General features: G+C 63.2%; 18 protein-coding genes. 12 read left to right on the top strand and 6 right to left on the bottom strand.

The genetic code is table 11. The annotated features are described in order from the left end of the window. Window positions 1–47: 47 nt before the first annotated feature. Both EFR00_RS20385 and EFR00_RS20390 read left to right on the top strand, forming a co-directional pair. Window positions 48–311 carry a hypothetical protein gene (locus EFR00_RS20385; RefSeq protein WP_038690398.1) on the top strand — a complete coding sequence of 88 codons (264 nt, stop codon included), beginning with the start codon at window positions 48–50 and terminating at the stop codon, window positions 309–311. 114 nt (window positions 312–425) lie between these two features. Then, window positions 426–611 (top strand): DUF1059 domain-containing protein, encoded by a 186-nt coding sequence (locus EFR00_RS20390; protein ID WP_010029983.1) that lies wholly within the window; start codon window positions 426–428, stop codon window positions 609–611. A 71-nt stretch (window positions 612–682) separates the two neighbouring features. Here the strand turns inward: EFR00_RS20390 and EFR00_RS20395 are convergent, their stop codons facing one another. Genes EFR00_RS20395 through EFR00_RS20405 form a run of 3 tightly spaced genes read right to left on the bottom strand, consistent with a single transcriptional unit; the run spans window position 683 to window position 3,215 of the window. After that, window positions 683–1,948: a CCA tRNA nucleotidyltransferase gene (locus EFR00_RS20395; protein ID WP_077990021.1), complete on the bottom strand. Its 1,266-nt coding sequence runs from the start codon at window positions 1,946–1,948 to the stop codon at window positions 683–685. Beyond that, the gene (locus EFR00_RS20400; RefSeq protein ID WP_077990020.1) at window positions 1,945–2,595 is read right to left on the bottom strand and encodes a CoA pyrophosphatase; all 651 of its coding nucleotides are present in this window, start codon (window positions 2,593–2,595) and stop codon (window positions 1,945–1,947) included. The genes EFR00_RS20395 and EFR00_RS20400 overlap by 4 nt, the downstream gene beginning before the upstream one ends. Next, a complete protein-coding gene (locus EFR00_RS20405; RefSeq protein WP_077990019.1) occupies window positions 2,592–3,215 on the bottom strand; it encodes a DUF1285 domain-containing protein in 624 nt (207 codons plus the stop codon). The genes EFR00_RS20400 and EFR00_RS20405 overlap by 4 nt, the downstream gene beginning before the upstream one ends. 158 nt (window positions 3,216–3,373) lie before the next feature. Between EFR00_RS20405 and EFR00_RS20410 the strand changes: the two genes are divergently transcribed. The 5 genes from EFR00_RS20410 to EFR00_RS20430 are packed head-to-tail and all read left to right on the top strand — an operon-like array spanning window position 3,374 to window position 10,626. Then, window positions 3,374–4,384 carry an AAA family ATPase gene (locus EFR00_RS20410; RefSeq protein WP_038690406.1) on the top strand — a complete coding sequence of 337 codons (1,011 nt, stop codon included), beginning with the start codon at window positions 3,374–3,376 and terminating at the stop codon, window positions 4,382–4,384. A 13-nt stretch (window positions 4,385–4,397) separates the two neighbouring features. Then, the gene (locus tag EFR00_RS20415) at window positions 4,398–5,318 is read left to right on the top strand and encodes a DUF58 domain-containing protein (protein ID WP_009992953.1); all 921 of its coding nucleotides are present in this window, start codon (window positions 4,398–4,400) and stop codon (window positions 5,316–5,318) included. After that, a complete protein-coding gene (locus EFR00_RS20420) occupies window positions 5,315–8,131 on the top strand; it encodes a DUF4159 domain-containing protein (protein ID WP_077990018.1) in 2,817 nt (938 codons plus the stop codon). Before EFR00_RS20415 ends, EFR00_RS20420 begins: the two co-directional genes overlap by 4 nt. A gap of 1 nt (window position 8,132) precedes the next feature. Beyond that, window positions 8,133–10,205, top strand: a complete 2,073-nt coding sequence (locus EFR00_RS20425) for a hypothetical protein (protein ID WP_077990017.1) — start codon at window positions 8,133–8,135, stop codon at window positions 10,203–10,205. A gap of 4 nt (window positions 10,206–10,209) precedes the next feature. Beyond that, complete coding sequence (locus tag EFR00_RS20430; protein ID WP_009992075.1) at window positions 10,210–10,626, top strand: GNAT family N-acetyltransferase; 417 nt, start codon at window positions 10,210–10,212, stop codon at window positions 10,624–10,626. Here EFR00_RS20430 and EFR00_RS20435 read toward each other — a convergent pair whose 3' ends face one another. Next, window positions 10,627–11,190: a GNAT family N-acetyltransferase gene (locus EFR00_RS20435; protein WP_077990043.1), complete on the bottom strand. Its 564-nt coding sequence runs from the start codon at window positions 11,188–11,190 to the stop codon at window positions 10,627–10,629. It abuts the gene before it with no gap. Window positions 11,191–11,418: 228 nt separating this feature from the next. Between EFR00_RS20435 and EFR00_RS20440 the strand changes: the two genes are divergently transcribed. Then, the gene (locus tag EFR00_RS20440; RefSeq protein ID WP_077990016.1) at window positions 11,419–12,405 is read left to right on the top strand and encodes a glutathione S-transferase family protein; all 987 of its coding nucleotides are present in this window, start codon (window positions 11,419–11,421) and stop codon (window positions 12,403–12,405) included. Between the two features lie 6 nt (window positions 12,406–12,411). On the opposite strand, the gene EFR00_RS20445 is transcribed toward EFR00_RS20440, so the two are convergent. After that, complete coding sequence (locus tag EFR00_RS20445; protein WP_009991784.1) at window positions 12,412–12,891, bottom strand: NUDIX domain-containing protein; 480 nt, start codon at window positions 12,889–12,891, stop codon at window positions 12,412–12,414. 70 nt (window positions 12,892–12,961) lie between these two features. Here EFR00_RS20445 and EFR00_RS20450 point away from each other — a divergent pair, with 70 nt between their 5' ends. From EFR00_RS20450 to EFR00_RS20465, 4 genes are all read left to right on the top strand, one after another. Next, complete coding sequence (locus EFR00_RS20450) at window positions 12,962–13,870, top strand: metallophosphoesterase family protein (protein ID WP_077990015.1); 909 nt, start codon at window positions 12,962–12,964, stop codon at window positions 13,868–13,870. A gap of 156 nt (window positions 13,871–14,026) precedes the next feature. Further along, a complete protein-coding gene (locus EFR00_RS20455) occupies window positions 14,027–14,587 on the top strand; it encodes a tetratricopeptide repeat protein (RefSeq protein ID WP_077990014.1) in 561 nt (186 codons plus the stop codon). Window positions 14,588–14,773: 186 nt separating this feature from the next. Beyond that, the gene (locus EFR00_RS20460; protein ID WP_077990013.1) at window positions 14,774–15,283 is read left to right on the top strand and encodes an RNA polymerase sigma factor; all 510 of its coding nucleotides are present in this window, start codon (window positions 14,774–14,776) and stop codon (window positions 15,281–15,283) included. A 1-nt stretch (window position 15,284) separates the two neighbouring features. After that, on the top strand, window positions 15,285–16,127 hold the full coding sequence (locus tag EFR00_RS20465; RefSeq protein ID WP_077990012.1) for an anti-sigma factor family protein: 843 nt from the start codon (window positions 15,285–15,287) through the stop codon (window positions 16,125–16,127). Window positions 16,128–16,557: 430 nt separating this feature from the next. On the opposite strand, the gene leuA is transcribed toward EFR00_RS20465, so the two are convergent. Further along, the gene (gene leuA / locus EFR00_RS20470) at window positions 16,558–18,282 is read right to left on the bottom strand and encodes a 2-isopropylmalate synthase (protein ID WP_077990011.1); all 1,725 of its coding nucleotides are present in this window, start codon (window positions 18,280–18,282) and stop codon (window positions 16,558–16,560) included. Window positions 18,283–18,351 lie beyond the last annotated feature (69 nt).

Here is an 18,351-nt window from a genome sequence, read left to right on the forward strand (position 1 = left end):
AGTCCTAACTTTATATGTACGTGCGTAACAATCGGAGGAGGATTGTCATGACGACACAAAGCGGCTCGCCTGCGTCGACGGATGTCCAGGAAACATTCCGTGCCATCGACACACCCGAGTTCCTGATACGCATCGCCGAGAAGCTGCGGGCCAAGAGCGGCTCGGATCTGCCCCTGTCCTGCTTCATCGAGCAGGTCAAGTTACAGCTGGCCGGCGGAAAGTCGCCAGAGGAACTGCAGAACGACGCGGCCAACAGCAACACGCCCAGCCATCTCTCGGATTGCTACAAAGCCTGGGCGATGCCCGACTGAAAGACCTTCTCCGGTCGTCACCATCGCGCCGGCCGGAACCTTCCCTTCCTCCGTACATTTCATCAATCGCGCGCAAACGCGATGGCCGTTGTGTTTCAGACAGAGGAGAAGACCATGCGACTTTTCGAATGCGGAACGCTTGTTCCCGGCTGCGCTTGGCACACCCGGGCGGATAATGACGCGGAAGTGGTCCGCCGCGCCGTCGAGCACCTGAAGACCGCTCACGGCGAAACCACGATACGCGAAAACATGGTTGACAACATCAAGGCCCGCATCCGCGACGAAGCCACCGCCGCCTGACGGCCGGTGGCCGAGTCCTGGCACCAACGACGATAGCAGCGCCGCGTCCGCCGGACGCGACGACGGGTCATCTATTGCAAGCGTTCCCGCAACCTCGCGAGCAGTGCTGCTCGATCGGAAGCGAAATTCTCATCCACCCACTGATTTTCCAAGCTGCCAAGCAGTTCGCCAACGCGCGGGCCCGATGGGATGCCCGCCGCGATCACGTCTGCGCCATTCACCGGAAACTGCGGCTTTTTCCATTTCATGGCCCGATCTAGGAGCTTGCCGAGCCGCGCCGAGCGCGCCATCTCGCCGAGGTCGCCCTCGGCCTTCCCCCGTGCGACGCCAAGCGCCAGCTTCAGGCGCGTCATGATGCCTTCCGCACCGTTGCGGTAAAGCAGCTGCTCGAAGGCGGCCGACGACATTTCGTCGTTGACCGGTGCCGTCATCGCCCAGGCCTTGAGAGTGGCAGCTTCAGCATTCGAGAGCTTCAGCCGGGCCGCAAGCGCCTCCAGCCGCGCCGCGTCGGGCGGCACGATCGCGGCAAGCCGCAGCAGCGGATCGGGCGCCCAGCCGAGCGCCTTTTCGGTGGCGACCAGCGAAGGGATTGCATCGATCCCCCATCGTTCCGATTCCGGCAGGATCTCCGTCAGCACCGCCACCTGCCGCATCCAGAGCAGCGCTCGGCCGGGATCGGCGGCGCCAAGCAGTTTTCTGAGCTCCGACCAGACGCGTTCGGCCGACAGCGTCTTCAGTTTCGAACGCGCCGCCGCGCAGGCCCTCAGACCTTCGGCATCCGGGCGCCCGGAACCGTAATAGGCAAAGAAACGGAAGAAGCGCAGAATGCGCAGATGGTCCTCGGCGATACGCTTTGCCGCATCGCCGATGAAGCGGATGTTGCGCGTTTCTATATCTGCAAGCCCGCCGACGAGATCGACCACCTCGCCTCTCGCATCGGCATAGAGCGCGTTGATCGTCAGATCCCGCCGCTCGGCATCGGCCTTCCAGTCGGTGCTGAAAGCGACTTTGGCATGGCGCCCATCGGTCTCGACGTCGGTTCGAAGCGTCGTCACCTCGAAGGGCTTGCCGTCGATGACAAGCGTCACCGTGCCGTGCTGCAGGCCGGTCGGCACCGCCTTGATACCGGCCGCCATTGCCCGCTCGATCACGATCTCGGGCGTCAGCGTCGTGGCGATATCGATATCGCTGACCGGCAGGCCCATCAGGCTGTTGCGCACCGCCCCGCCCACAACCCGAGCTTCCCCGTTATCGGCCCCATCATCGTCGTTGAGAAGCGCAAGGATCCGGCCGAGCGCCGGGTCGCGGAACCATGCTTGGTCGGCAAGGCCGGTCATGCATAAAGCCTTTCATAGAGCGTGCGGACGATGCCGGCGGTGATGCCCCAGATCATCCTGGTTTCAAAGGGCATGCGGTAGAAATGCCGGTCGATGCCGTCGATGACCCGCTTGTCGCGGCTGTGATTGGCAGGGTTCATCAGAAAGGAAAGCGGCACTTCGAACACATCGTCCACCTCCGCCGGATTCAGCGTCAAATCGAAGCCCGGTGTCACGACACCGAGCACCGGCGTGATGCGGAAGCCCGTGGAGGCCAGATAGTTCGGCAGCCGCCCGACGGTTTCCACGAAGGAGCCGGGAAGGCCGATCTCCTCCTCCGTCTCACGCACCGCCGCCATTTCGGGCGAGATATCGGCGGGATCGATCGAGCCGCCGGGAAAGGCGATCTGTCCGGAATGTTTGCGCAGTGTCGCCGTGCGTTTGGTGAAGATCACCTGCGCCTCCTCGCCGTCGTCGACGACGGGCACGAGCACTGCAGCATCGCGCAGCTTGAAGGTCTCGACCTCGGCGACAATATCGGGGTTGAGGACATGGTCTCCATGATCGCGCCAGGCATGGTCGACCGGTCCGCCATTCTGATTGAGCGCACGGCGGCGGAATTCAGCTGCGGAAAACAGCGGATAACGGTGGGTGATCGCATCGTTCATCGGGAAAGCGCATCCAGTTCGTCGGCCGGCATCACCGGGAAGACCTCGCCGGCGGAGCGGATCGCAAACATCGCCCGCCCCCTCACGTCGAGGATCTCACCGAGTGCGACCAGTTCATACATCACTGCACGCGACACAAGCGCCTCCAGCCGCCCGCGCATATGCAGATAGGGTTTCAGTTCGGCATTGCCGCCTGCAATGGCGAAACGCAGCCGATGCTCTCCTCCCGCCTCCACGACATCGCCGACATTGGTGCGAAATGTCAGCACCTGTTTGCCTTGCCCCTCCGTCACGCTCATCTCCACAGCGATGAACGGCGCGTCGACGACCCTTATCCCGACCTTTTCCACAGGCGTTACGAGATAGGTCTTTTGGTCCTCGTCCTTCCTCAAGACCGTCGAAAACAGCCGCACCAAGGCTGGCCGGCCGATCGGCGTGCCCATGTAGAACCAAGTGCCGTCGGCCCTGATCTCCATGTCGATATCGCCGCAGAAAGGCGGATTCCACCGGTCGACCGGCGCAAGTCCACGTTTTTTACCGCTGTGTTCCTCGGACGCGCGCGAAATCAGTGCGGCAAGTCCCGCCGCATCCGTCTGTCCGCTGATTTCCTCGGCTGCCATTCTTCCGTCCCGGTTTGTCCTTAACGAAGTGAAGTCACGAGATAGTCATTCGCAACGAACTTGTCAGCCCGTCGCATCTCCATAACTCTATCGAGTATGAGGCAGATGTATAAGTCCGCCGATTCGCTGCCGAATGAATTCAGCCGTTGGAGATGCCCATGGGTATGATGAAGACCGAAGCCAGCCTCGATGAAAAGGCGATCGTCGCCGCCGCCGAGAAGGCGCTCTCCGATATCGCCGCCATCCGCACAGAAGTCTCTAAGGTGATCTTCGGTCAGGAAAGCGTCGTCGAGAACACCATTCTCGCCGTGCTCTCCGGCGGTCATGCCCTACTCGTCGGGGTGCCCGGCCTTGCCAAGACGAGGCTGGTGACGACGCTCGGCGAAGTGCTCGGCCTTGCCGCCAACCGCATCCAGTTCACGCCCGACCTTATGCCTTCCGATATTCTCGGCTCCGAAGTCATGGACCAGGACGACAGCGGCCGCCGCTCCTTTCGTTTCGTCAAGGGCCCGGTCTTCGCCCAGCTCCTGATGGCCGACGAGATCAACCGCGCATCGCCGCGTACCCAGTCGGCGCTCCTGCAAGCGATGCAGGAATATCATATCACGATTGCCGGCCAGCGCTATGACCTGCCGGCGCCCTTCCATGTGCTCGCCACCCAGAACCCGCTGGAGCAGGAAGGCACCTATCCCCTGCCCGAAGCCCAGCTCGACCGTTTCCTGCTGCAGGTCGACGTCAACTATCCCGAGCTCGCCGCCGAGCGCCAGATCCTGCTCGAGACGACAGGCCTCGGCGAAACCCGGCCGCAGGCGATCATCGATGCGCAGCGGCTGATCGAAATCCAGACCCTGGTGCGCCAGATGCCGGTTGGCGAGACGGTCGTCGACGCCATCCTTTCGCTGGTCCGCTCTGCTCGCCCCGGACAGGGCAATGCGTCTACGGACAAGAACGTCGCCTGGGGTCCGGGCCCTCGCGCCGGCCAGGCGATGATGCTTTGCGCGCGCGCCCGGGCGCTTTACGAAGGCCGTCTCGCCCCATCTCTCGACGATGTCTTGGCGCTGGCCGAACCCATTCTCCAGCACCGCATGGCGCTGACTTTCGCCGCCCGCGCCGAAGGCATGTCGGTGCGCGACGTCATCGCCGGACTGGTGAAGCAGGCAAAGGGATAAGGAAGCCGGACGCGTGGCATCTATCGGACAGATCGTCAACCCGACGTCAGGCAGCGATGCCCTTTCCCGCGCCAGGCAGCGGGCCGCGCTGATGCCGGACTGCCTGGTGGAAGCCAAGCGCATCGCCAACACGGTGATCGCCGGCTGGCATGGCCGCCGCAAGCGTGGTATCGGCGAGAATTTCTGGCAGTTCCGTCCCTATGCCGAGGGTGAGAGCCTGTCGCGCATCGACTGGCGCCGTTCCGCCCGCGACGACCATACCTATGTGCGCGAGCGCGAATGGGAGGCAGCGCATACGATCTGGCTCTGGTGCGACATGTCGCCTTCGATGATGTATAAGTCGAGCTACGGCAGCGCCTCCAAGGAAAGCCGGGCGCTGGTTGTCATGCTGGCGCTGGCCGAAATCCTGTCTCGCTCCGGCGAACGCATCGGCTGCCCCGGCATCATGGAACCCGCCTCCACCCGCAATGCAGCAGAACGCCTCGCCTCCGCGCTGATGCACGCGCCGCTGACCGGCGGCCTGCCGGAAACGGGGATGATCCGCGGCTGGAGCGACCTCGTCCTCATCGGCGATTTCCTCGACGACGCGCCGGCGATCATGGAGCGGCTCGGCCCGCTTGCCCGCCGCGGCCTGCGCGGCCACGTGGTCGAGATATCGGACCCCGCCGAGGAAATCTTTCCCTATAGCGGCCGCACCGAATTCACCGATCCCGAGACCGGCGCCAAGCTGATCTCCGGTCGCGCCGAACATATCCGCGAGGCCTATCGCAACGCCTACCTGGCCCGCAGGGAGAGCCTCGGCCAGTCGCTGCGCCATCTCGGCTGGACCTTCACGACCCATCGCACAGATCACCTCGCCTCCGAAGCGCTGGTCGCGGTGCACATGTATTTGTCCGGCATGCCGGCCAAGGCGACGCATGGAGGGCAGCTATGAACGCCCTTCCCTTCGCTTTCGCCTATCCCGCCATTCTCGGCGCCCTCATCGCCCTGCCGGTGATCTGGTGGCTGCTCAGGCTGACGCCGCCACATCCGAAGAGCGAGATCTTTCCGCCGCTGAAGATCCTTGCATCGGTGCTGAAGCGCGAAGAGACGCCGGCCCAGAGCCCCTGGTGGCTGACGCTGCTGCGCATGCTGCTCGCCGCCACCATCATCTTCGCGATCGCCGATCCGGTCTTCAATCCGCGCACCGGTTCGCTCGCATCGGGCGGCCCGCTCGTCCTCTTCGTCGACAACAGCTGGGCCGCCGCACCCGATTGGGAGCGCCGCGTCCAGACCGCCGACGCGCTGATAGACGATGCCGAATCCGCCGGCATGCCGGTGTCGATCGCATTTACCGCCGATCCGACCAACGACGCCGTGCCCGGCACCGCCGCGGCCGCCCGCGACAAGCTGCGCGCCGCCGAGCCGCGGCCGCTGGTGCCGGACCGCGAGCGCGCCTTCCAGGCGCTGCGCTCCGCCCTGAACGGCATCAAGCCTGGCACCCTCGCCTTTCTGACCGACGGCGCCGCCGCCAAGGCCGACGACGCCACGGTACGTCAGCTAGCCGAACTCCAGCCCACTGATCTGCGCCTGATCGAGGGGGACGCCGCTCGGACGATTGCGATCACCTCGGCCAACAATACGGCCGATGCCATGACCGTCAAAGTCACGCGCCTCAACCCTTCGCATGCCGCATCCGTAGCGCTGAACGCCGTCGATAGCCAGGGCCGCTCGATCGCCAACGGCAGGGTGGACTTCCGTCCGGGCCAAAGCGTGGCAACGAGTTCGATCACCGCCCCCTTCGAGATGCGCAACGATTTCGCGCGCATCAGCGTCGACAATGGCGCGACGTCAGGCGCGGTCCATCTTCTCGACGACGCATTCAAGCGCCGCCGTGTGGTGCTGCTGTCGGGAGCAAGCGGGGATGAGTTCCAGCCGCTGCTGTCGCCGCTCTATTATATCCAGCGGGCGCTGCAGCCCTATGCGGATCTGATCCAGCCCGGCGATTCCGATCTTTCGGTCGCCATCCCGAAACTTCTCGCCAGCAATCCCTCGATCATCATCATGGCCGATATCGGTCGGCTGCCGGAGGACACCTACGAACCTCTGACGCGCTGGATATCGAATGGCGGCATGCTCTTGCGCTTCGCCGGTCCGCGCATGGCGGCAGCACCTGCCGACGACCCGCTCATTCCCGTCATTCTGCGGCAGGGAGAACGGGCGCTCGGCGGCACATTGTCCTGGAGCGAGCCGCAGTCGCTGGCCGAATTTCCAAATTTCGGGCCTTTCTCGGGCATAGCGCGTCCTGCCGACGTCGTCGTCAAGCGGCAGGTGCTTGCCGAACCCACGCCCGATCTTGCCGAACGCACCTGGGCGAGCCTCGCCGACGGCACCCCGCTCGTGACGATGAAGCAGCTCGCATCCGGCCAGATCGTTCTGTTTCACGTCACTGCCGAAGCGACATGGTCGGATCTGCCGATTTCGGGTACTTTTGTCGACATGTTGCGTCATCTCCTCCAGATATCGCGCTCGGGCGGCGTGACCCCGGAGGCCCGCGGCAATGCGCGTGTGGCCGAGACTCTGCCACCGTTCCGCATGCTGACGGCCAAGGGCACCCTCGTCTCCGAGACAGGTTCAGCGCGGCCGCTCACTCCAAAGGCCGGAACGGTGCCGACGGCAAATTTCGACAATCCGCCCGGGCTTTATGGTTCAGAAGAAGGTTTCACCTCGTTGAACGTGCTGCCGGAGGAGGCCGAACTGAAGCCGCTCGACACGGCAGGGACGACTGCCGTGCGCGAAGGCTTGATCGGCGGCGAAAGCTGGTCGGCAAAACCCGCGCTCTTTCTCGCCGCCTTTCTGCTGCTGCTGGCCGACAGCCTGATCGTCCTCTTCATGAACGGCGCCTTCTCGCGCTTGCGCCCGGCTGTCCGCACCATGAGCGTGATCGCAATCGCGCTCGGCGCTGGCTTCCTGCTGCAGCCCGGCACGCTGCACGCCAACGACTCTCAACCCGGCGACGACCTCATCTTGCAGCGGCTCGACAACACCCACCTCGCCTATGTCGTCACCGGCGAACAGGAGGTGGACAATATATCCGAGCGCGGCCTCGAGGGCCTCACCCAGTTCCTGACCTTCCGCACGACGCTGGAGCCGGCGCCGCCCGTAGGCATCGACCTCACCAAGGACGAACTCGCCTTCTATCCGATCATCTACTGGCCGGTTTCGGCAACGGCGCCAATGCCGTCATCGGCGGCGATCAGCCGCATCGACGCCTATATGCGCAACGGCGGCACCGTGCTTTTCGATACGCGCGATCAGATCAGCGCATTGGACAATGGCGGCAACGTCAGCGCCAACGGCCAGAGGCTGCAGGCGATCCTCGCCAATCTCGACATTCCGCCACTCGAGCCGGTGCCATCAGATCACGTGCTGACGAAATCCTTCTACCTCCTGTCGAGCTTTCCCGGCCGTTACGCCGGCAGCCCTCTATGGATCGAGGCCCGGCAGGGCGGCGGCCGTGAAGCGACCGAAAAATCGGCAGCGACGGCCGACGGCGTTTCGCCGATCCTGATCACCGGCAATGATTTTGCCGGTGCCTGGGCGGTCGACGACAACGGCGTGCCGATGCTGCCGACCGTGCCTTCCGACGAAGGGCAGCGCGAATATGCCTATCGTTCCGGCGTCAACATCATGATGTATATGCTGACCGGCAACTACAAGACCGACCAGGTTCATGTTCCCGACCTCCTTGAACGGTTAGGACAATGAGATGACCTTCGACTTTTCACCTTTTCTGCCCTGGCCGGTTCTGGCCGCGCTGGCCGCCATCGGCGCGATCATCGCCGTCTTCGCGATCTGGCGTGGCATCCGCGGCGCCTGGATCAGGACGCTGGCGGCACTCGCCCTGCTGACCGCGCTCGCCAATCCGGTGCTGCTGCAGGAGGACCGGGATCAGTTGTCGACGATTGTCCCCGTTCTCGTCGACCGGAGCCAGAGCCAGCAGACGCCTGACCGGGTCAAGATGACCGACGATGCGCTGGCAGCCCTGAAGGGCCAGCTCGCCCGCTTTCCTCAGATTGAGCCTCGCTTCATCGATGTCGAAGGCGACGTGAATTCCGACGTGCCGTCGACGCGCCTGTTCGAGGCGATGGCGGCCAACATCGCCGATGTCCCGCCGTCGCGCATCGGCGGCGCCATCATGTTGACCGACGGCGAAGTCCATGATGTTCCGGCCGCCAATCAGGCGCTGGGATTCGACGCGCCAATCCATGGCCTCATCACCGGCAAGGCCAACGAATTCGATCGCCGCATCGAAGTCATCAAGGGGCCACGCTTCGGCATCGTCAATGAGGAGCAGCAGGTCGTGCTGCGCGTCTTCGACGACGGCCCGAGCCCCGGCGGCACCGCCGACGTCACGGTGAAGCTCAACGGTGATGAACTCGCCACCCTGCAGGCGACACCCGGCCAGGATACGCCCTTCTCCTTCAAGGTGCCGGGCGGCGGCAGCAATGTGCTCGAATTCTCGGTCGCAGCACTACCCGGCGAAGTCACCACCGCCAACAACCGCGCCGTCCACGTCATCGACGGCATCCGCCAAAATCTGCGCGTCCTGCTGGTCTCCGGCGAGCCGCATGCCGGCGAACGCGCCTGGCGGAACCTCTTGAAATCCGACGCCTCGGTCGATCTCGTCCATTTCACCATTCTGCGCCCGCCGGAAAAGCAGGATGGCACGCCGATCAACGAGCTGTCGCTGATCGCTTTCCCGACACGCGAGCTCTTCATCGATAAGATCAAGGATTTCGACCTGATCATCTTCGACCGCTATCAGGACCGGGCGAATGTGCTGCCGATGCTCTACTACGACAACATCGCCCAATATGTGGAGAACGGCGGAGCGCTGCTGATCGCCGCCGGTCCGGAACATGCAAGCCCGGAATCGATTGCGATGACGCCGCTCGCCTCCGTGCTGCCTGCAGAGCCGACGGGCCGGATGATCGAGAAAGCTTTTTACCCCCGCCTCTCCGAGGAAGGCCGCAAGCATCCCGTCACCCGCGGCCTGGACGGCTCGGGTGAGGACCCGCCGCATTGGGGGCGCTGGTTCCGCAGCGTCGACGTCGAGCGGCCGCAGGGCGAGACGATCATGCTCGGCGCCGACAACCACCCGCTATTGGTGCTGAACCGCGCCGGCCAGGGCCGCGTCGCCATGCTGCTCTCGGATCAGGGCTGGCTCTGGGCCCGCGGCTTCGAAGGTGGCGGTCCGAACGTCTCGCTCTATCGCCGCGTTGCCCATTGGCTGATGAAGGAGCCGGCGCTCGAGGAAGAAGCGCTGACAGCGCGCGCCTCCGGCCGGACCCTTGAAATCACGCGCCAGACGATCGGCGACAATCCGGGCAACGCCACCGTTCGCTATCCCTCCGGCAAGACCGAAACCTTGCCGCTGACCCAATCCGAACCGGGCCTCTATAAGGCAGAGAAGCGGATGGACGAGATCGGCCTCTTCGAAATCCACAATGGCAAACTGTCGACCCTTGTCCATATCGGCGCCGTCGACGCGCCGGAATTCAAGGCGATGATCTCGACGACCGATGTGCTGAAGCCGGTCGTCGACAGGAGCAAGGGCCTGGTGACCCGCGTAGCCAGTGGAAAGGGCGCAATCAGCGTGCCGCCGATCCTACCGGTCCGCGGCCAGGTTCGCGTCTCCGACAATGATCGCATGATGATCCGCATGACCAGCGAGACGGTCTTGAAGGGCATCAATACGCTGCCGCTCTTTGCCGGTTTTGCCGGCGTCGGCATACTGCTGCTCGCCTTTGGCGCCATGTGGTGGCGCGAGGGGCGCTAATCGCATGCGAGAATTCGAGTTCACCGCTGCGCCTTCGCCGGAGGAGCTTGCGGCGATCACAGATGCGCTTTCGGCCTTCAACAAGGCCGATGTCGGTCCCGCGGACCGGCGGCCGCTTGCCATCCTGATCCGCGATACGGACGGCAAGGTCACCGGCGGCCTATCCGGCTTTACCGCCTGGGGCTGGCTTTTCACCCAGATGCTCTACATCCCCGACACGTTGCGCGGCACTGGCATTGCGGGCAGGATCCTTGCACAGGCGGAGCAGGAGGCGAGAGCCCGGGGGTGCCGCGGCGCCTGGATCGACACGTTCAGCCCGCAGGCGCTGCGCGCCTATCTGCGCCAGGGTTATGAAGTCTTCGGGGAACTCGAGGATTTTCCCAAAGGCCGCACGCGCAGCTTTCTCCGGAAGATGCTCTGATCACCCGCGCCAGGCGATCACGCCCTTCAGCCGTTCATGCGCGCCCTCGGCGATCGGAACGACGAGCACACGACCGGGATCGACGGGGCCCGGGAAGGTAAGCGCATTATAGGCGACCTTCTCGAAGCCGAGCGGGCCATAATAGGGCGGATCGCCGACAAGGATGACGGCTTCCGAACCCTTGCGCCGCGCCGCTTCCACCGCAATCCGCACCAGTTCCCGGCCGATTCCCATATTCTTGTGCGAGGGGCGCACGGCAAGCGGGCCGAGAAGATGGCCTTTCACCGCGCCGGCCAGAACCGGCGTCATCCGCACGGAGGCGATCGTTTCACCGTCGTCGGCGCAGATGAAGGAAAGCGACAGGTCATGCGGTCCCTGCTCGCGAATGCGTGCGGCCGCCCGCGTGAAGCGGCCGGGGCCGAAGGCTTCTTCGTTGATGTGTTCGATGGCGGCGTCATGGGACGCGTCTTCAGTGAGGTAGACGAGATCGTGCTTGTACATGATGACAGAAACCGGATGGACAGATTGATGGGTCTCGAAAACGCCTTCGGCGTTCGGGAGCATCAGCGTCGTCGCGGGTTTCTGGAAATGAACATCAGTCAGAGATCCTAAAATCGTGAAAAGGCCGATAGCAGGAAAAATTTCCGTCGTCCAACGCAAAATGCACACCTGCAGCGCTCTGAATGATGCTGCGCGCGAACGGCGTGACGCACTGTTCAACCTTTATCACCTGCAAAGCCCCGCTATCTCAGGTAACTTCGGCTCCGACACGCAATCAAAGGAATGAAAATCATGGGAATGCTGGTGGACGGCGTCTGGCATGATGTCTGGTACGACATGAAGGAGAGCAATGGCCAATTCAAACGCCAGCCCTCACAGTTCCGCAATTGGGTGACGGCAGACGGCGCGGCCGGCCCCACCGGCAGCGGCGGCTTCCAGGCCGAGCCCGGCCGTTATCATCTCTACGTTTCGCTTGCCTGCCCCTGGGCGCACCGCACGCTGATCTTCCGCAAGCTGAAGAAGCTGGAGGAGCTGATTTCGGTTTCGGTCGTCGATCCGCTGATGGTCGAAAACGGCTGGGAGTTCAAGATCGGCGACGGCGCCACCGGCGATCACCTCTTCGGCGCGGCGACACTATGGCAGATCTACGTCAAGGCGAATCCACACTATTCCGGCCGCGCGACGGTGCCAGTCCTGTGGGACAAAAAAACCGGCACAATCGTCAACAACGAATCCGCCGAGATCATCCGCATGTTCAACAACGCCTTCAACGGATTGACCGGCTCGGAGGCAGATTTCTATCCGGAGGATCTGCGCGCCGACATCGATGCGATGAATGCCATGATCTACGACACCGTCAACAACGGCGTCTACAAGGCGGGCTTTGCCACCGCCCAGGAAGCCTATGCAGAGAATGTCGGTCAGTTGTTCGAAACACTCGACAGCCTCGACGAGCGCCTCGGCAAGGGCCGCTACCTCTTCGGCGACAGGCAGACCGAAGCGGACTGGCGTCTGTTCACGACGCTGGTGCGTTTCGACGCAGTCTATGTCGGCCATTTCAAGTGCAATATCCGTCGGATCGCCGACTACCGGCACCTGCCAGGCTACATGAGAGATCTCTACCAGACGGCAGGCGTCGCCGAGACGGTGAACCTGAATCACATCAAGCAGCACTATTACCGCAGCCACAAGACGATCAACCCGACCGGCATTGTCCCCGTCGGTCCGGCGCTCGATCTCGAGAGCCCGCATGGTCGTGCAAAGCCCGACGCGGCCTGAGGCCTTTCACCAACGATGGTCGGGCTGCTGCTCGCCGCGAAGTTCGGCGAGGCGGCGATATGTCGCCTCGGTCGTACCCTCGGGCAGGCTGTCGAGGGAAAAGAAGCCGCTATCGGAAATCTCCCAGTCTGGCGGACGCGGTGCCGTCTGCTCGACGGTTGCCCGGTAGAACACGACATGGTCGCGCCGGGTGGTTGTCGTGTTGAAATAGACCTGGATCAGCTGCGGCTTGCCGATGATCCTGAGGTTGCCCTCCTCGCGCAACTCCTTGGCCAGCGCTTCCTCGACCGTCTCGTTGCGTTCCAGCCCGCCGCCCGGCATATGCCAGCCGCCGACATAGCTGTGGCGGACCAGAAAAATCCGCCCCTCCGCATCGAAGCAGGCGGCTCTGACACCCATCGTCATGCCCCGGGCGAAGGAGAAATAGACATGCAGGAGGCGCAGGGCCGTCCTGATGTGAAGGGGCCGGTTTTCTTTATCCACCATCGCTCCGTTTCAGCTCTTCATCGCGCCGGATGTGTTTGATTTGTCAATAAGCTGGTCTATGTCTCGTAGCATGTTCAAGCTCGCCCATATTTCCGACGTCCATCTTGGGCCGTTGCCCCGTCTTTCCATTCAAGAGCTGTTTTCAAAACGCATAACGGGCTTTGTGAACTGGCATCGAAATCGGCGCAAGCACCTTTTCGGCAGCACGCTCGATCTGCTGCTCGATGACATCCGTGCCCATCAGGCCGATCATCTGGCCGTCACCGGCGACCTTGTCAATCTGGCGAGCGGCATCGAAATCCGGGCCGCGGCCGCCTGGCTGCGCGCGCTCGGCGATCCCGCCGAAACATCGGTCGTTCCCGGCAATCACGACGCCTATGTGCCGGGCGCCTATGAGAAATCGATGCGGGCCTGGTACGACTATGTCCGTGGCGATCTCGCCCCGGCGCAATGGCAGGAAGACCGGCATATCTTTCCCTATCTGCGCGTCCGCGACAAAGTCGCGATCGTAGGCTGCTCGACGGCGGTCGCCACCCCTCCCTTTGCCGCCTCCGGCTTCTTCGGCGCCCGCCAAGCCCGCGATACGGTGAACATGCTGCGCGCGGCCGGCGAAGCCGGTCTCTTCCGCGTCGTCATGATCCATCATCCGCCGATCCGCGGCGCCACGACCTTCTACAAGCGGATGATCGGCATCCGCCGCTTCGCCGCGGTGATTTCCACCGGCGGCGCCGAACTTGTATTGCATGGCCACACACACCTGAACACGCTGCACTGGCTGCGCGGCCAAGTGCAGCCGGTGCCCGTCGTCGGCATCGCATCGGCCTCGCAGGGACCCGGCAGCATCAAGCCGGCCGCAGCCTACAACCTCTTCTCGATCGACGGCTCTCCCGGTGCCTGGCAGCTAAGCGGCGAGCGCTTCAGCCTGAACCGGGCCGGCGACGCGGTGATTCCGGAAAGCGTTGATATTTTCGCGCCTTAGCGACTGATCCGGACTCCTTTTATTCAGCACTTGAATCGATCTGCGAAGACATCGGATCATCGTCGCAACATTTGCCATAGAGGTTTCTTACCCTCTTGGTATTTTCGGCGGTAAGCGTACAATCCGCGCAACTGCATCGCCAAACGGAGCCCGCTCATGATCTCCTCCTTCCATCGCCTTGGCAGAATCTCGCTGGCCGCCGGCTTCGCTTTCGGCATCGCCACGGCGGCCTTCGCGGTCGGCGGCGGCAACGACGACACCAACCCGCCGCCGAAGACCGAGACGACCAAGACCTGCACCGGCGGCAAGGTCTGGGACAAGACCAAGAAGGAATGCGTCACGCCGAAAAAGAACAGCTTCAACGACGACGATCTCTACAATTTCGCTCGCGAATTTGCCTATGCCGGCCAGTATGAGAACGCCATCACCGTGCTCAATCTCGCCCGCAACCAAAACGACCCGCGCATCCTGAACTATCTCGGCTATTCCAACCGCAAAGCCGGCCGCATGGAGCTAGGCATGTCCTATTACCGCAAGGCGCTTCAGGCCGATGAGAACTACATCCTCGCCCGCTCCTACATGGGCATGGCGCTGGCCGAGCAGGGAGACATCCAGGGCGCCCGCGTCCAGCTCGTTGAAATCCGCGATCGCGGCGGCGAAGACACCTGGGCCTATCGCGCTCTGCTGCGAAGCTTGAACGGCTATAAGACATATTGACGCAAGCTTTGCGGGCTAGATTACGAAAATTCCCTGGGAAAGGGGACTGCAAACGGCCGGTTGCTTGCGAAGTGGAGGAGAGTTGTTCCATAAAGCGCATGCATTACCGGCGACAATAAAGCCGGATTCGCGTCCGATCGCGGAAGCGTCGCCCGAGAAAACACTGTGAGTGCTCCTGGATAGACAATGCGTCAGCCCGCAACGACCATCGACCTCCGCCGCGATCTAGTCGGCCTTCTGCCGCGCCTTCGCCGCTTCGCAATCACGCTCGCGGGCGAGGCGACTGCGGCCGACGAACTTGTCCAGGCCGTCTGTCAGCGGGCTATCTCAAAGGGTCATCAGTGGAGCGGCGAAGGCCGGCTGGAAAGCTGGATGTATACGCTTGCCCGTCAGCAATGGGGCGACGACAGCCGCAAACGCAAGCCTAAGGCTTCCGTCCGCGGCAATGTCACAGATTTTAGAGAGGCCGCGCGCGAACGCTCGGCCTCGGTCGATCCCGACGCCATTCATCGCATGATCGCCGATATGCCGGACGGCGTCTCCTCGATCTTCCTGCTCGTCGACGTTGAAGGCCATAGCTACCAGCAGGCGGCCGACATCATGGGCATCCCGGCGGCAACCGTCGCCTCGCAGCTCGCCACCGCAAGGCTGCATTTCGCCGGCCTTGCCGGCACCCACCCGATCCACAGGTACTGAATTGCTCGATCTCAGGAAAATGTCGCTCGAAGCCCAGCTCACCGCCCTCCTCGATGGCGAAGTCTCGCCCGAACAGCGCCACGAACTGGAGCAGCGCCTGGCAAATGACGAGAATGCGCGCCGGCTGCATGAAAAACTGCGCCACGGCGCCGACTTCGGACGCCGCCGCCTCGACGACGTCCTGAAGGAGCCGGTGCCGCTCGCCCTCGTCCGCTCGATCAAGAGCACGCAGCCGCCGAAGACGCCGATCGCCCAGCGCGCCACGCGCCCGCAGGTGAAGCTGGCGCCGAGCGGCCCGCAGGCGCTGGCCGCCGCCCTCATCCTCTTCGTCCTCGGCTGCGGCATCGGCTACTTTGCAGGCACCGCCCCGGACGCAGACGAAATCGCAACCACGACCTCAACCTCAGCGCCGGCCAATACCAGCGACTGGCTCAGCGATGTCACCGCCTATCAACGCCTGCTGATCCGCCAGCCCCGTCACCTCGTCGAAGTGCCCGCCTCGCAGGCAGAGGAAATCTCCAGCTGGCTGACGACGGCCATCGGCGTGCCCTTCCGTGTGCCGGATCTCAGCGCCAAGGCATGGACCTTCCAGGGCGCCCGCGTCATTCTCGGCGACAACCGCCCTGTCGGCCAGCTCGTCTACTCCAATACCGACGGCGACATCATCTCCATCTGCTTCCGCAAGGACGCGCAGCCGCCCGAGACCGACGACTTCAAGGAAACGATCAAGGACGAGATCGGCCTCGTGACCTGGCACAATGCCGGCACCTCCTACGTGCTCGCTGGCCCCTCCGCCGAAGCGACCCTCGGCCAGCTCGCCATGGAAATCGCCACGGCGATCTGATGCGAGCTGTCTTCTGTGGCGAATGGTTACCGCTGGCGGAGATGAGGTGACACCATGGCAAAATCGACCATCAGTATCAGCCTCGCCACGTCTTTCAGGCTCCTCCGAGGTCGAATTATCTTGTGTGACGATAAGGCTTGCCCCCTCTTCTCCCCAGCGAGCGGGGAGAAGGTGGCCCGAAGGGTCGGATGAGGGGGCCGCACGGCACACCAGTCATTGCCCTTCGCTTGCGCTCAGCGCATTCGCTCCTGTCGTCGCTCCCCCCTCATCTGCCTGCCGGCATCTTCTCCCCGCCGGGGAGAAGCAGACTCGTGGCGACGTTTCGCCCCTCTGACACTTCGGTTGTCGTGTCGGAATGAGCCGACAGGATCGCCGACTGCATCCTCAGGCCGCGCCGTACCGAGACGATCGCGGCCTGAAGCCTATTTGATCAGGCCTTGCCGGCCTTCACCTCGAGCACCCGGTTGGCGGCCGAGACGATCGCCTCCAGCGAGGCCGCGACGATGTTGGTATTGATGCCGGCACCGAAGAGCTTGCCTCCTGGATACGAGGTCTCGACGTAAGAGATCGCCGCCGCGTTCGAGCCGTGCTGCAGCGAGTGCTCGGAATAGTCCTCGACCGACATTTCGATACCGAGGTAATGCGACAATGCATTGATGAAGCCGTCGATCGGGCCGTTGCCGCGCCCTTCGATACGCTTGATCTCGCCATTGTCCGATATCTCAGCCGCGACGACCCGCTGTCCCTTGCGCTCCGTATCAGGATAGGTGTGATGGTCGACGAACTTGAGACGAGCTTCGGGCTGCGTCACGTATCGCTCGATGAAGCGCTCGTAGATGCGCCTTGAGGGAAGCTCCTTGCCCTCGACGTCGGTGATGCGCTGGATGTCCTCTCGGAACTCGACCTGCAGATTGCGCGGCAGGTTGAGCCCATAATCCTGCTGCAGGATATAAGCGATGCCGCCCTTGCCGGACTGCGAGTTGATGCGGATGATCGCCTCGTAGGAGCGACCGACATCGCGCGGATCGATCGGCAGGTAAGGCACTTCCCAGACCGGATCGTTGGCGACCTGTGCAGCCTTCATGCCCTTGTTGATCGCATCCTGATGCGAACCGGAGAAGGCCGTATAGACCAGCTCGCCGACATAGGGGTGGCGCTCGGAGATCGCCATCTGGTTCGAATATTCGAACACCTCCTTGATGTGCTCGATGTGCGAGCAGTCGATGCCGGGATCGACGCCCTGCGTGAACATGTTCAGCGCCATGGTCACCACGTCGACATTGCCGGTGCGCTCGCCATTGCCGAACAGCGTGCCTTCGACGCGGTCGGCGCCCGCGAGCAACGCCAGCTCGGCAGCGGCAATGCCGGTGCCGCGGTCGTTGTGCGGATGCAGCGAGACGATCAGGTTCTCGCGGTTGTCGAGGTTGCGGCACATCCATTCGATCTGGTCAGCATAGACGTTCGGCGTCGCCATCTCGACGGTTGACGGCAGGTTTATGATGAGCTTGTTGTCGGGCGTCGGCTTCACCACCTCGATGACGGCGTTGCAGATCTCCAGCGCCACTTCGAGCTCAGTGCCGGTAAAGCTCTCGGGAGAATATTCGAACCGGTAGCCGCCGCCCGCCTTGGCGGCCATATCGGTGATCATCTTGGCGGCGTCGACGGCGATCTGCTTGATGCCCTGGACATCCTTGGCGAAAACGACGCGGCGCTGCAACTCGCTGGTCGAATTATAGAAATGCACGATCGGCTGGTTTGCCCCTTCCAGCGCTTCGAAGGTGCGGGTGATGAGTTCAGGCCGGCACTGCACCAGCACCTGCAACGAAACGTCTGCGGGAACATTGCCCTCCTCGACGCACCAGCGGGCGAAGTCGAAATCGGTCTGCGAAGCCGAGGGGAAACCGATCTCGATTTCCTTGAAACCCATCTCCAGCAGCAGATGGAACATGCGCGCCTTGCGGTCGTGGCCCATCGGATCGACGAGCGCCTGATTGCCGTCGCGCAGGTCGACCGAGCACCAGACAGGCGCCTTGGTGATTGTTTTCGTCGGCCAGGTGCGGTCGGGAATGCTTACCTGCGGATAGGGCCGGTATTTCAGCGCGGCATCGGGCATGCCCTTGGCACCTGCGGAGGATCGGCTGGTGGTGTTGTCCATTGTCTTGTCTCCTCGTCCCGGCATTTGTCCCGCCTCTTAGCCGATCGCATCGGGCTTGGCGATAAACAA

Source organism: Rhizobium sophoriradicis (assembly GCF_003939025.1).
Classification (GTDB): domain Bacteria; phylum Pseudomonadota; class Alphaproteobacteria; order Rhizobiales; family Rhizobiaceae; genus Rhizobium; species Rhizobium sophoriradicis.